We start from the raw sequence: 13,946 nt of genomic DNA, 5'->3' as shown, positions 1-13,946 counted from the left end.
CAGTTTCGCGTCTACCACCAACGACTATGTCGCCCATTTCAGACTCGGTTTCCCTATGGCTCCGGTCCTGAAGACCTTAACCGAGCCGCTGACGGTAACTCGCCGGATCATTATGCAAAAGGCACGCCGTCACGCATTGTCTCAAAGAGACCATAGCGCTCCGACCGCTTGTAGGCACATGGTTTCAGGTTCACTGTCCTCCCCTAGCAGGGGTTCTTCCCATCTTTCAGTCGCCCTACTGAGTTCACTATCGGTCGTCAGAGAGTATTTAGCCTTACGGGATGGTCCCCGTGGATTCAGTCGAGGTTCCACGTGACTCGACCTACTCAGGTACCTCTCGGGAGGTGGTGCCGCTTTCGCATACGGGCCTTTCACCCTCTATGGACGAACTTTCCAATTCGTTCTGCTAGCAGACCACTTGGTAACTCCCATGTGAGAGGCCCTACAACCCCGCGAAGGAAAACCTCCGCGGTTTGGGCTATTTCCCGTTCGCTCGCCGCTACTGAGGAAATCGAGTTTTCTTTCTTCTCCTGCGGATACTAAGATGTTTCAATTCTCCGCGTTAGCCGCAATTGCCTATGGATTCAGCAATTGCCAGTTCGGGTATCTCGGGATCAACACTCGTTTGACAGTTTCCCCGAGCTTATCGCAGTCTTCCACGCCCTTCAAAGCCTTCTGACGCCAAGACATCCCCCATGTGCCCTTAGTAGCTTGACCACCTTTATCGAACGCTCTCGATCCCGCGCCGCCGCTCGCGAAACTCGCGCCTCTTGCGAAGCGCTCGCTTCTCGCGAAGCAGCTCGGTCCAATCGCCCTCGATCCTTGGTTAGCTACTGTTCTCGACCGTCATCGCCGGCAAGCGCGCCGACACCACGGTCGAGGTAACGTTTTTTATCTTTCTCTGCATTCCTTCCCGCTCAAGCCTTGCGGCCCAATCGGGAACGAATGCGTGCTAAGAGCCTTGGAGAACTTACACGACGCGCTGCTTTCGCCCTTTCGAGCGTCACACCGCATCGCTTCGTTCATTCAAGATGCCAATTACCACAAACCAAATTGTCAAAGAACTGCCCAGCCGTAGCCGCTTGTCAGCCTTGTACGAGGCCAACTCCGCGATTCCAGCTGACTGTCTTAATGGACAGGGGCCAAGCTCGTCTGGTCAGGCCCGGATCGTAAATCCCGGCCTGCAATCGAACTTGGCCTCTGGCCACGCAATCTTCAAATACGCGAACCCGCCGGAATAAGTCGGAAGGAGGCAACTATACCGGAGTCGCCGTGGGTTGTCAAAGGGGCCGCGAAAGATTTCGCGCGAGGCGCAAAACCGGCCGAATACCCGCCGCAAGAACTTGGCGAGGGGGGCCGTTCACCGCCTCATTATAAGACATTGCCGGAGCGGGGCAAGAGGGGCCGCCGAGTTTGACATCCGCCACGGGAGGCGGCTATGATCGGTCGTGAATCGTCGGCATGCGAACCGCCGCGCCGTCATCCGCAGGAGATCGTTCATGGCCAAGTCGCCGCTCGAAGAATACAAGAAAGAAGAAAAGGAAATCGACAAGGAGCAAGCGCAAACCCAAAAGGCCGCCGCGTCCGCCAAGACGGCCTTGGATAAGCTCGCCAAGCTGTCGTCCTTCTCGAACAAGGTCAAGAAGGAATTGAGCGGCGAGCCGGACTAAGAGCCTATCCGAAAACCGTCGGGGACTGTCCCCCTTTTGCGAAGCAGCAAAACGGCGACGGTCCCCTTTGCCCAGGCGGTTTTTGGATAGGCTCTGACGGGCCTCGCCTCAGATCAGGACGCCGTCGCGGGTCGAGACAGCTCGGCCCGCGCTCTTACTCGATTCCGCCACCGCCAGAGGATTCTGTCATGGGCAAGAAGACCACCGCGTTCATCAATGCCATCAGTAAGCAGATCGCCGATCTTCGAGAGCCGCTCATGAACCTGATCAGCGTGGCCGACCAGATGGCCGAAAAACGCGACGAGCACACCAAGCTGATGGACAAGATGCAGGCCGTCACCGACAAGTACATGCCGAGCAACAAAATGGGGGACACTCGCAGCATGCAAAAGGAAAACCCGGAGGAGAAACTGGCCGCCGACCCCGAATTCAAGAAGCTGGAATCGGCAATGGGCAAGATCAACAAGGAGCTGGAATTCCTCTTCGACTGGAAAGCCGATCTCAAAAGCGAACTCAAAAACGGTCGCGCCGAACTCGATGCCAGCCTCAAGACGTTCGAGCAGTTCGTCAATAAAAAGAAGGCATCCTGGTTCGGCAGCAAAAAGTCGGTGCCCGACGCCGAGAAGCTAATCAAAGACGGCAAAGACGCCTCGAAAACGATCAAGGAAGCGACGAATAAGATCGGCTAAGTTCGCTTGAATTGTTTATCCAGTTCATCCCGTGTGAAAACCAGCGCCGTCGGTCGGCCGTGGGGGCAGTGGTGGCTGTCTTGGGCTAGGTGGCGCTGTTCGACGAGGGCCGAGACTTCTTCGGGGGTAAGTGGGTCGCCGGCTTTGATGGCGGCTTTGCAGGCAATCATGTGGAGCAACTCGTCGAGCAGGTCGCGGCGATCCGGGGCTTTGCCCCCTTCGAGCAACTGAGCGGCCAGCCCGCGGAGCAATTCGGCCGGGCGGAGTTTGGCCAGCATGGCCGGATAGCCGAGCACGAGCAGCGTCCCACCGCCGAAGGGCTCGATCTCGACGCCCAGCCGAGCCAGCAAGTCTTTTTCAGCCAGCGCCGCGGCACTCTCGGCCGGGCTCAAATCGACCGGCTCTGGCACCAACAGCCGCTGGGTCTCGAGCGCTCCGGCGAGCACCTTTTCGCGAATCTCTTCGTACAGCACGCGCTCGTGGAGCGCGTGCTGATCGATCACCACGACCCCTTCATCGGTCTCGGCGACCAGATAGCGATCGTGAACCTGAATCGCCGCCGAGCGGTGGCGAAATGAGGCCGTCGGACGAGCGCTAATTTGGTCTGCGGTGGACAAGGCCGCCGACGCGGCGATTTGTCCGGCGGAAAGTGATGCCGCAGCGCCGCCGGCAAAATGGCTGCCCGCCCCGGCGGATGCTCCACGGTCCAGCCGCACGAGTTCAAGCGGCCGAAGTTGCGGCCGCGGCACGTCGATTGGCGGGGCGAGCGTGGTCGCTCCGTGATTGGCTGCTGCCAAGTGGCTCGTCGCTTCGGTCGCGCCAAGCGCTTGGCCGAGCTGCCCCTTCGCCCAAGCGACGAGTTCGGTTTGCAGCCGTGCCGCGTGGCTCGGGTCGTGCGCTTCAGTCGGATCGCTCACCGCAATCGATCCCGGCGCGGCCGGCTGGAGCCGGGCGGTCAGATCGGTCGTCAAGAACCGCGTCCGCAGCGTGCCGAGCAACTGGCTGTAGATTCGCCCGCCGTCTTGGAAGCGGACTTCGAGCTTTGTGGGATGGACGTTGACGTCGACCTCCTCGGCGGGCATTTCAATTTTCAGGAAGGCGACCGGGTAGCGGCCGGTGAGCAACAGGCCGCGATACGCCTCGCCGAGCGCATGCTGCAACGAGCGATCGCGGATGGCCCGGCCGTTCAGGAACAGAAACTGCATCTTTTGATTCGCCCGGCTGTGGCTCGGATTCGCGACGTAGCCGGAGAGCCGCAGCGGGCCGTCGCGGCTTTCGACGCGGATCAACTGATCGGCCAGCTCGGCGCCGAAGAACGCGGCGATCCGCACGGTCCAATCCTCGGTCGGCGGCAGATCGTGGAGCAGCTTGTCGTGATGGCGGAGCGTGAAGTGCCGATCGGGATGGGCCAGGGCGAGGCGCGTGAAGGCCTCGGTCGAGTGCCCCAATTCCGTTTGGGTCGCGCGGAGGAACTTGCGGCGCACGGGCGTGTTGAAGAACAGGTTGTGTACTTCGATGAGCGTGCCCGGAGGGCAGCCGCAGGGGGCCACCGGGCCGAGTTGCCCGCCGCTGATCTCGAGTTCAGCCCCGGCGGCGGCGTCGGGCGGACGGCTGCGAATCACCGTCCGGCTCACCTCGGCGATCGAGGCCAGCGCCTCGCCGCGGAAGCCGAGCGTGCCGACACGAAACAGATCGTCCGCCTCGCGAATCTTGCTCGTGGCGTGCGGGGCAACGGCAAGCGCCAACTGCTCGGCCGCGATCCCGCAGCCATTATCGACCACGCGAATCAGCTCGACGCCCCCTTGGGCGAGCGCCACGTCGATCCGCGTCGCCCCGGCATCGACGGCATTCTCCATCAACTCCTTGACGACGCTCGCCGGCCGCTCGATCACTTCGCCGGCGGCGATCTTATTAATCACGCTCGGCGATAGTTGGCGGATTTCAGGCGTCGCATCCAAGCTTTTCACAATCCGTATTCCTTGATCTTCCGATACAGTGTCCGCTCGCCGATGCCGAGCAGTTGCGCGGCGTGCTCGCGGTTGCCGCCGGTGAAGCGGAGCGTCTCGGCGATGAACAGCCGCTCGATATCCACCAGCGGCTTGCCCACCAGGCTCGTGACGCTGCCGGGCGATGGCTCGGTCGCCGCGGGCGCCGGGCCCGCCAACTCCGTCGGCAGGTCGTCGAGATCGAGAACGCCGTCGAAATCCACGACCACCATGCTCTCGACCGTGTTGCGCAACTGACGCACGTTGCCCGGCCAATCGAAGGCCAACAGCTTCATCCGCGCGGCCGTCGACATGCTTTTGATCGCCTTGTGATGTCGCTTAGCGAACTGGCGGATGAAGTGCTCTATCAGCAGCGGAATATCCTGGCTCCGCTCGGCCAGCCGCGGGAGCACGATCGTCACCACCTTGAGCCGATGGTAGAGATCGCTGCGGAACGTGCCGGCGGCGATCGAATCTTCGAGATTGCGATTGGTGGCCGAGAGGATGCGGACGTTCACACGGATCGGATCGTTCGAGCCGACGCGCGTGATCTCGCCGCTTTCCAGCACGCGGAGCAGCTTGATCTGCGTGGCCAGCGGCATGTCCCCCACCTCGTCGAGAAAGAGCGTCCCGCCGTGAGCGTATTCGAATTTGCCGATGCGATCGGTCGAGGCGTCGGTGAACGCGCCGCGGATGTGCCCGAATAGTTCGCTTTCCAGAATGTTCTCGCTCAGGGCGGCGCAATTCAGGGCGACGAACGCCTTGTTCTTCCGGGGGCTGTTTTGATGGATGGCCTGGGCGACGAGTTCCTTGCCGGTGCCCGTTTCCCCTTGAATCAGCACGCTGGCGTCGGTCGGGGCGATCCGCTTGAGGCGATCGATCACGCCGTTCATTTGCGGGCTGGAGCCAACGACTCCCTCGAACCCGAATTTCTCGTCCAGCCGGCGGTTCAACTCGACATTCGTCCGCCGCAAGCGAACGGCCTCGGCGGCCTTTTCAGCGATCACGCGGAGATGCCCCAGATCGAGCGGCTTTTGCAGATAGTTGAATGCCCCTTGCTGCATCGCGGCGACCGCCGAGGGGATCGTGCCGTAGCCGGTGACGACGATGACCTGCGCGTCCGGCAGGGCCTGCTTGGTGCGGGCGAGGATTTCGAGCCCGTCGATATCGGCCATCTTGAGATCGGTGATGACGATGTCGAACGTCTCGCGCTCGATCAACTCGGCCCCCTGAGGACCTGATGTGGCCACTTCACATTCGTAGCCGACGCGCTGCAGGCTCTCGGCCACGGTTTCGGCGTGCGACTGATCGTTGTCGACGATCAGCACGCGAATGTCGGCCGGTTTCGCTTTGTCGTGTTGCGGGGCGGCAGTCGTTACCATCCTGGCGATAATAACGAATTCGCGCCGGATGGACTAGAACCGATATCTGATCAACGAATGGGGACCGTTGTTCAAGAAATACAACGTCGAACTTTATCTCACGGGGCACGACCACAATTTGCAGCATCTGGAAATCCCCGGATGGCCAACCAGCTTCTGCGTCTCCGGCGGCGGCGGGCAATCGAGCTATGCAGTGGAACGAAAGGATCGCGGGCCGTTCGGTTACGGCGGCTACGGCTTCGCCACGCTCCGGTTCACCCCCGAGACGCTCAGCGTCCGCTTCTTCAACGCGTCGGGCAAAGAGCTGCACAAGTTCGACCGCCGGCCAAACGCGGTTGAGTCTTCGCCGGCGCGCGAGCCGGTCGAGGCGGGGAAATAGGGTTTTCCAGTCCTGTAATTCCTGTCTAAATCGCTTTGCCCACCGGCGCGGCCACCAGCCGCGGCGGGACGGGGAGCGAGATCGTGAACTTCGTCCCCTTGCCGACTTCGCTCTCGACGCTCATTTGCCCGCCGTGCCCTTCGATGATCTTGCGGGCGGTGGGCAGGCCGAGGCCGGAGCCGGCCGGCTTGGTCGAGTAGAAGGTGTTGAAGATCTGGGCTTGCGTCTCGGCGTCCATGCCGCAGCCGGTGTCGATCAGGTCGAGCGCCACGCCGGTCGGCGTTGGCCGGGTGCGGAGCACGAGCTGGCCGCCGTCTTTCATCGCCTGCTGGGCGTTGAGCACGAGGTTCAACAACGCCGATTGAAACGTCTCGCGATCGAGCACGACGCTCGGCAGGTCCGGATCGAGATAGCGGACGATCTCGACCTTCGATTCGTCGGCCTTGGGGCGAAAGAAGTCGAGCACGCGATCTACTTCGGCATTCAGGTCGGCCGCTTCGAGATTGAACTGCCGCGGGCGGGCGAAGTTCAAGAAGTCGTTGAGCAGGTCTTCCAGCCGCTGGCATTCCTTCTGAACGCGAGCGATCTTCGCGACCGCCCGGCGGTCGCGCGGCGCCTGCGAATCGGCGAAATCCTCGGCCAGTAGCTCCATGTTGAGCCGGATGGTCGAGAGCGGGTTGCGAATCTCGTGGGCCAGCCCGCCCGCCAGCGCGGCGATCTCGGTATAGAGATCGGCGAATCCGCGCTGATCGTCGGCCTTATTTCCCATCGCCGGCGGTCGCCATTTCGCGCATGGCTTGCTTGCGGCTGAGCTTCACCCGCTCTTGATCGTCGATGGCGATCACCTTGACGTGCATCGTGTCGCCGACCTTGCAGACATCGCCGACGCTGTGGACATATTCGTCCGACAATTCACTGATGTGGCAAAGTCCGTCCTTGCCCGGAATGATCTCGACGAACGCGCCGAAGTCCTTGACGCTGGTCACGCGTCCTTCGTAAATCCGGCCGATCTGGACGGAGGCGGTCAAGGCCTCGACCTTGGCCAGCGCCGACTTGGCCCCTTGAGCGTCGTGGCTGGCGATGGTCACGGTGCCATCGTCGTCGACCTCGATCACCGCGCCGGTCGATTCCTGAATGCTGCGAATCATCTTGCCTCCCGGACCGATCAGCGCGCCGATCTTCTCGGGATCGATGTGGGTGCGCAACAGCCGCGGCGCCCACTGCGAAATATCCGATCTCGGCCGGAGGATCGTCGTGAGCATCTTGCGAAGAATCTCGATCCGCGCCTCGCGCGATTGGGCCATCGTCGCCCGAACGATCTCGGGGCTGATCCCATCGACTTTGAGATCGAGCTGAATCCCGGTGATCCCCTTTTGCGTGCCGGCGATCTTGAAATCCATATCGCCGAAATGGTCTTCGTCGCCGATGATGTCGGTCAGCAGGACCCACTTCGATTCGGATTCCTTGACCAGTCCGATCGAGATACCCGCCACGGGATTGCTGATCGGCACGCCGGCCGCCATCAGCCCGAGCGTTCCGCCGCAAACGCTGGCCATCGAACTCGAGCCGTTCGATTCGAGAATGTCGGAAATAACGCGGATCGTATAAGGGAATTCATCCGGATCGGGCAGCACCGGCTTGATGCTCCGCTCGGCGAGCGCCCCGTGCCCGATTTCGCGCCGCCCTGGCCCGCGGATCGGCTTCGTCTCGCCCACGGAGAACGGCGGGAAATAATAGTCGAGCATGAACTTCTTGGAATACTCTTCGATCAGCCCGTCCACGCGCTGCTCGTCGCGCGGGGTGCCGAGCGTCACTGTCACGAGGGCCTGCGTCTCGCCGCGTTGGAAGACGGCCGAGCCGTGGACCCGCGGCAGCACGTCGACATGGCACTCGATCGCCCGCAGCGCGTTCGTCGGCCGACCGTCGGGGCGCGTGCCGGAGAGAATCGCGTCGCGAACGACGCGCTCTTCCAAATGATGCCAAGCGCCGTCAAATTCCGCCGCGGCAATCGCTCCAGCGGCCGCCGGATCGGGAATCGTCTCGGCCGCCACTTTCTCCTTGAGCGCCTTGACGGCCGCCGCTCGGAGCTGCTTCCCTTCGGTCTGCTTGGCGGTCTTGAAAGCGTCGTAATAGCGGCTCTTCAGTTGCTCATATACGGCGCTCGGGGCCGCCGGGGTGAAGGGCGCTTTCTGCACGCCCACCTTCGCAAACAATTCCTCTTGCAACTCGCAAATCGCCCGAATGATCCGTTGGCATTCGTTGATCGCGTCGGCCATCAACTCCTCGGGCATCTCGCGGGCAAAGCCCTCGATCATCAGCACGGCCGTCTTGCTACCGGAGACAATCAAGTCGAGATCGCTATCCTCCAGCTCATCCTGCGTGGGGAACGGAATGAAGCGACCATCGACGTGGCCCAGTCGGACCGAGGCAATCGGCCCCTGGAACGGCAGCGGCGAGAGACCGAGCGCGGCCGAGGCGCCGTTCATCGCCAGCACGTCGCCATCATTTTGCCGGTCGCTGGCTAGGACAAAGCTCTGAATCTGTACTTCGTCGCGGAAGCCCGCGGGAAACAGCGGCCGGATCGGGCGGTCCATGAGCCGCGACGTGAGCGTTTCCTTCATCGTGGGGCGGCCTTCCCGTTTGAGGAAGCCGCCGGGGAATTTTCCGGCCGCGGCCGTTCGCTCGCGGTAGTCGCAGGTCAGCGGAAAGAAGTCGGCCCCCGCTTGCCGCGGCGGGCCGGTCGTCGCGGCGGTGATCACGACCGTCTCGCCGAACTGCACCAGGCAGCTTCCGGCCGCCTGCTTGGCCAACATCCCCGTTTCAATTGATAAAATGCCCGAACCGATGGATTTCTCAACTCGTACTTTCAATTTCTCATTCCTACTTTCTGATTTCCAGACGGCCGATGATGTCGAGATACCGCTGCGGATCGACGCGCTTCAAATAATCCAGCAAGCGGCGCCGGCGACTTACCATCATCAACAGACCACGCCGGCTGGAGTAGTCCTTCTTGTGCGTCCGCAAGTGCTCGGTGAGTTCGCCGACGCGCGTGGTCAAAATGGCGATCTGCACCTCGGGCGAGCCGGTGTCGCTATCCGCCCGCCGGAAATCGCCGATCAGCGTCTGTTTGCGGTCTTTGGTGATGGTCATCTGCTCTGGACGCCCTACGTTACTGTGAATGGTGCCAACGCTTTACGTTAAGCGGGTCAGTTTATCACTCCGGGCGGAGTTTGCAACTGCAAATTGGCAAATTCGGAAAGCCGGAAAGCCGAGCGGACCGATAAATGCCTTCAATCTACAGATGTCGTGGAGGAGCCGAAGATTTCGCGAATTGCATGCGCAAGGCATCCAGACCGCCGCGCGAGACGAGCACGAGGTTCAAAGTGAGTTGTCTACCGGCTGGTCGCACGTTAGACTCGAATCTGCCGACGTTAAGACCGCTACCGCCGGTTCGCCTCATCACCTCGCTTTCGGCCGGCTTCCGTGGGATGGTCTGGTATGCGCGCGCCGAGATTAAGATCGTTTTGGGCATCGCTATTTATTTCCAAATTCCGAAAGAGCATCAGCCACCGGCCGGGGCGGTCGCACAAGCGCATCGGTTACGCCGCGGCGTGCGTGGTTGAGTCGTTGGAGGCCCGCACGCTCTTGTCCGGTGGGACCATCCCGACCGTGCCCTCCCCAGCGGCACACTGGACGTTCGACGAGGGCATAGGTACGACCGCCGCCGACTCCTCCGGGAATGGCCATACCGCGACCCTCGGCGCGGGCGTGTCCTGGGCGGCCGGGAACGTCGGGCTTCACGCGATCGGCGTCACCGGCACCTCGACCGGGGTGATTACCGCGACCGGGCCCGTGGTCAACACCGCCGGCAGCTTCACCGCCTCCGCTTGGGTGAACCTCGCCTCGCTCTCCGGTTACCAGACCGTCGTTTCGATCGCCGGGACCAACGTCGCAGGCTTCTTCCTCCAACTGCGCGGCGACACTGGAACCTTCGCCCTTTCCCGCCTGTCGTCTGACGCGGACGGTCCCGCCACCTACATTTCAGCGTCCACCGCACCGGTCATCGGCACGTGGTACCACATCGTCGGGGTCGATGACGCCAGTGCCGGGACGCTCACTCTGTACGTCGACGGCCAATCGGAAGGCAGCACTCCATACACCGCCGGCTGGGCGGCGAACGGCAATACCCTGATCGGGCACGGGTTCTACAGCGGCGGCCAAGTCGACTACGTCAATGGCTCGATCGACGACGTGGAGCTGTTCTCCTCGGCACTGTCGGCCGCGCAGGTCGCCGCGCTCGATCAGCCGGCCGAGTATCCCTTCGACGAGGGCACGGGGACCACCGCCGCCGACTATTCAGGACACGGCAACACGCTGACGCTTGGCTCCGGCGCATCCTGGGCCGCGGGGGAAATCGGCTCGAACTCGTTGGCGGTGAACGGCTCCGCGACCAGCAACGCGACCTTCGCCTCGCCGGTCATCAACACCGCGCTGCCGTTCTCGGTCTCCGCGTGGGTGAAGTTGAACTCTCTCAGCGGATATCAGACTTTCGTCTCGATCGATGGGTCGGCGACATCGGGATTCTATCTCCAGTTGACCGGCGATACCGGGAAGTTCGCCTTCAGCCGCCTCGCGTCCGACAGCATCGCCGCGCAGGCCTACCGCGCCGAAGCGACCGGCGTCCCCTCGACGGGCGTCTGGTACAACCTGGTCGGCGTGAACGACGTCGCGACCAGCCAACTCCTGCTCTACGTCGACGGCGTCCTCCAATCCACCGTGTCCTACAGCGGCGGCTGGCAGGCAACCGGCGCGACCGTCGTCGGCGGCGGGAGGTTCAACGGCGCCCGCGTCGACTTTGTGAACGGCGACATCGATGACGTGCACTTCTACAACTCGCCGTTGAGCGCGGGGGACGCCGCGTTCATCGGCACCGGTGGCAACTCCGTCGTGAGCATTGCGACGAGCACCGCCGGTGCCACGGTTTCGCCGAACCTCTTCGGCGCCTTCATGGAGGACATTAACTACGGCGGCGAGGGGGGCATCTACAACGACGAGGTTCGCAACAGTGGCTTCAACGACTCGACGAATCCCCTGAACGCCTGGGCGCCTATCGCGGGAAGTGGGGTAGCTGCCGCGCTCGCCTCCGACACGACCACCGGCCCGACCGGCGCCCTGACGCAGTCCGGGAAGCTGAAGATCACCTCGGGGGTCTCCGCCTCGGCCCGCGCCGGGATCTCCAACGGTGGCTACTTCGGCGTGGCGGTCGCGCCTTCCACTTCGTACAGCGTGCAGTTTTACGCAAAAGCCAGCTCCGGTTTCACCGGTCCGCTGACCGTGGACCTGGAGTCGACCACTGGCACGGTTTACGCGACCGCGACGATCTCGTCGATCACGAGTTCGTGGGCCCAGTACACCGCGACGCTGACCACGGGCGCGAATACCCCGACCACCTCCACCAATCGGTTCGTCATCTCGACAAACAGCTCCTCCGCGAACGGCGCGACCATCTGGTTCGGCGCGACGTACCTCTTCCCGCCGTCCTACCAGGCGGCGACCAACCACCTGCGCGTCGACCTCATGCAGATGCTCGCGGCGCTCAAGCCCGCGATCTTCCGCGTGCCGGGCGGCAACTACCTCGAGGGCAGTACCTACGCGACCCGCTTCGAGTGGTCGAACACGGTGGGGCCGGTGCAAAACCGCCCGGGACACTACAATTCGGCATGGGGTTATTGGTCGACGGACGGGATGGGCTTGGACGAGTATCTTCAGATGGCCGAGGAGATCGGCGCTTCGCCGATCCTGGCGGTCTACGCGGGTTACACTCTCAACGGTACATCGGACATGGGCGCGACGCTGTCGAACGACGTGACGGACGCCGTCAACGAGCTGCACTACGTGCTGGACCCGACGACGACAATCTGGGGAGCGGAGCGCGCCGCGAACGGACATCCGGCCCCGTATAACGTAAGTTACGCCGAGATCGGCAACGAGGACTTCTTCTCCTCGACCTATCCGACGCGCTACCCGTTGTTCTACAACGCGATCCACGCCGCCTTCCCGTCGCTGCAGATCATCGCGACCAGCAGCAGCACGGGGGGCAGCCCGTACAACGTCCTCGACGAGCATTTCTACGAGACCCCGCAGTGGTTCGAGGCGAACTCGGGCTACTTTGACACGGCGACACGCGGTTCCAACAAGATCTTCATCGGCGAGTACGCCGCCAACCAAGGCTCGCCGACCAACAACATGGAGTCGGCCCTTGGCGACGCCTCGTGGCTGCTGGGCCTGGAACGCAACTCCGACCTGGTGACCATGTCGTCGTACGCGCCGCTGTGGGTCAACGTCATCGGCGGTCAATGGACGCCGGACCTGATCGGCTTCAATGGCTTGACGAGCTACGGTTCGCCGAGCTATTACGCGCAAGCCATGCTCTCTCAGAACCACGGGACCACCGTGGTCTCCGACACGGTGAGCGGCGCGAACGGCCTCCGAGTCCTGGTAACGAAGACCGGCACGACGTACTACCTAACAATCATCAACACTCTTGGAACGGCCAACATGACGACGGTGAATCTCTCCGGCGTCAACACGGTCTCCTCGACGGCGACCATGACGAGCTTGACCGCGCCTTCGAGCACCGCGACCAACTCCATTACCAACCCGACCAACATTGTGCCGGTGACATACACCGTCTCTGGTCTGGGCACCAGCTTCACCCAAACGTTTCCCGCCTACTCGATCACGATCCTGAAGTTCGCCGCCGAGTTGCTGCAAGTCACGAATACCAATGACTCGGGCGCCGGCTCGCTGCGCCAAGCGCTTTTGGATGCCAGCCTGTTGCCCGGCCAGACGCATACTTTGCAGTTCTCGCTTCCCACCGGACCGCAAACAATCAATCTCCTTTCACCTTTGCCCGGCGTGACCGATCCTCTCATCCTTTCGCTCGACGCAACGCAAAACATCACGATCGCTGGTTCCTCGGCCGGTGCTTGGACTAACAACCGCTCGCTAACTCAGACTGGCGCTGGTAGCCTCACCGTTCGCATTGGCATCCAGGGGACGGGCAATTTGACGGTCAACGCGGGAAGCAGTCTGACCGCTAGCCACATTATTCAAAGCGCCTTGGTGATCGGCGGAACGGCCGGCAGCTTCGGCATGGTGACCATCGGCGCGTCGGACGCTTCGGGCAATCCGCTGACCACGGTGGCCGCCAACACCGCCGGCACGGCAACGGACTCAACATCCGATTCCGCGAGGCCGGGCGCGCTGACCGCGGCCAATTCGACGGCGGTTTCAGCCGCGTCAACCACCTCAATCATGACGGCCGCTACGACGACGGGCTCGGCCACCGCCTCGTCGCCGATTCCACACGCCGTCGCGCCGAGCAGCGGCCTGTCGTCGACTTCCGAAACAGCGAACTTGCCCGACCGGCGGTCTGCCATCGTTGCAAACGGAAATGGCGGTTTTCTGCATCGCGACGCTGTTGCGGACGCGTTCGACGATGCAGCCGATCTGGAATGGGTGGCCGCGATTCCGGCCTCGCTGTCTTCGGCGACCGACGTCGATATTTCCCTAATGACCGATGATGTGCTCGAAGCAATCGGCCGGCAGTGGCGAAACTGATTCGGCGCCGAGTGACGTGATTCTCGTCTTGCCCCGTTTGTGGGCAAATTAGCCCAAGTTAGAGAGTTTCGTCGTTCGGCAAAGGAGTTAGGTGCGGTTTGAGGGGGTTTATTTCACTACATTTGGATGAGGTTGTCGAGTCGGCGGAGGCGGCGGGGCGGAGTCAGGCCGAGGCGGTGCAGGAGGAGGGCTTGGGCTTCGTCAGGTTCGGTGACGCA

At 62.4% G+C, this 13,946-nt stretch carries 9 protein-coding genes and 1 rRNA gene; 4 read left to right on the top strand and 6 right to left on the bottom strand.

The genetic code is table 11. The features are described from left to right. Nucleotides 1–717, bottom strand: a 23S ribosomal RNA gene (locus VGY55_00285); the annotation flags it as partial. Between the two features lie 782 nt (nucleotides 718–1,499). Between VGY55_00285 and VGY55_00280 the strand changes: the two genes are divergently transcribed. Next, the gene (locus VGY55_00280; GenBank protein HEV2968390.1) at nucleotides 1,500–1,670 is read left to right on the top strand and encodes a hypothetical protein; all 171 of its coding nucleotides are present in this window, start codon (nucleotides 1,500–1,502) and stop codon (nucleotides 1,668–1,670) included. A 188-nt stretch (nucleotides 1,671–1,858) separates the two neighbouring features. Further along, a complete protein-coding gene (locus VGY55_00275; protein ID HEV2968389.1) occupies nucleotides 1,859–2,359 on the top strand; it encodes a hypothetical protein in 501 nt (166 codons plus the stop codon). On the opposite strand, the gene mutL is transcribed toward VGY55_00275, so the two are convergent. Together mutL and VGY55_00265 are read right to left on the bottom strand one after the other, a co-directional pair. Beyond that, complete coding sequence (mutL, locus tag VGY55_00270; protein HEV2968388.1) at nucleotides 2,356–4,326, bottom strand: DNA mismatch repair endonuclease MutL; 1,971 nt, start codon at nucleotides 4,324–4,326, stop codon at nucleotides 2,356–2,358. The two genes, VGY55_00275 and mutL, sit on opposite strands and share 4 nt — an antisense overlap. Beyond that, nucleotides 4,323–5,726, bottom strand: coding sequence for a sigma-54 dependent transcriptional regulator (locus tag VGY55_00265; protein ID HEV2968387.1), 1,404 nt, complete (start codon nucleotides 5,724–5,726; stop codon nucleotides 4,323–4,325). Before VGY55_00265 ends, mutL begins: the two co-directional genes overlap by 4 nt. Nucleotides 5,727–5,793: 67 nt before the next feature. Between VGY55_00265 and VGY55_00260 the strand changes: the two genes are divergently transcribed. Next, on the top strand, nucleotides 5,794–6,105 hold the full coding sequence (locus VGY55_00260) for a hypothetical protein (protein HEV2968386.1): 312 nt from the start codon (nucleotides 5,794–5,796) through the stop codon (nucleotides 6,103–6,105). 25 nt (nucleotides 6,106–6,130) lie between these two features. Here VGY55_00260 and VGY55_00255 read toward each other — a convergent pair whose 3' ends face one another. Genes VGY55_00255 through rpsO form a run of 3 tightly spaced genes read right to left on the bottom strand, consistent with a single transcriptional unit; the run spans nucleotide 6,131 to nucleotide 9,255 of the window. After that, nucleotides 6,131–6,874 carry an ATP-binding protein gene (locus VGY55_00255; protein HEV2968385.1) on the bottom strand — a complete coding sequence of 248 codons (744 nt, stop codon included), beginning with the start codon at nucleotides 6,872–6,874 and terminating at the stop codon, nucleotides 6,131–6,133. After that, nucleotides 6,864–8,975, bottom strand: a complete 2,112-nt coding sequence (pnp, locus tag VGY55_00250) for a polyribonucleotide nucleotidyltransferase (GenBank protein HEV2968384.1) — start codon at nucleotides 8,973–8,975, stop codon at nucleotides 6,864–6,866. Before pnp ends, VGY55_00255 begins: the two co-directional genes overlap by 11 nt. Before the next feature lie 10 nt (nucleotides 8,976–8,985). Further along, a complete protein-coding gene (rpsO, locus tag VGY55_00245) occupies nucleotides 8,986–9,255 on the bottom strand; it encodes a 30S ribosomal protein S15 (protein HEV2968383.1) in 270 nt (89 codons plus the stop codon). Nucleotides 9,256–9,720: 465 nt separating this feature from the next. On the opposite strand from rpsO, the gene VGY55_00240 reads away from it, so the two are divergent. Further along, complete coding sequence (locus VGY55_00240; GenBank protein ID HEV2968382.1) at nucleotides 9,721–13,728, top strand: LamG-like jellyroll fold domain-containing protein; 4,008 nt, start codon at nucleotides 9,721–9,723, stop codon at nucleotides 13,726–13,728. Nucleotides 13,729–13,946: the final 218 nt, after the last annotated feature.

Source organism: Pirellulales bacterium, assembly GCA_035939775.1.
Taxonomy (GTDB): domain Bacteria; phylum Planctomycetota; class Planctomycetia; order Pirellulales; family DATAWG01; genus DASZFO01.
This window is presented reverse-complemented; position numbering and strand designations above follow the sequence as displayed.

What these genes read in the sequence shown, in the direction of transcription:
- VGY55_00265 (HEV2968387.1), bottom strand. Translation starts at nt 5,726, where the DNA reads ATGGTAACGACTGCCGCCCCGCAACACGACAAAGCGAAACCGGCCGAC.
- VGY55_00275 (HEV2968389.1), top strand. Translation starts at nt 1,859, where the DNA reads ATGGGCAAGAAGACCACCGCGTTCATCAATGCCATCAGTAAGCAGATC.
- VGY55_00280 (HEV2968390.1), top strand. Translation starts at nt 1,500, where the DNA reads ATGGCCAAGTCGCCGCTCGAAGAATACAAGAAAGAAGAAAAGGAAATC.
- VGY55_00255 (HEV2968385.1), bottom strand. Translation starts at nt 6,874, where the DNA reads ATGGGAAATAAGGCCGACGATCAGCGCGGATTCGCCGATCTCTATACC.
- rpsO (HEV2968383.1), bottom strand. Translation starts at nt 9,255, where the DNA reads ATGACCATCACCAAAGACCGCAAACAGACGCTGATCGGCGATTTCCGG.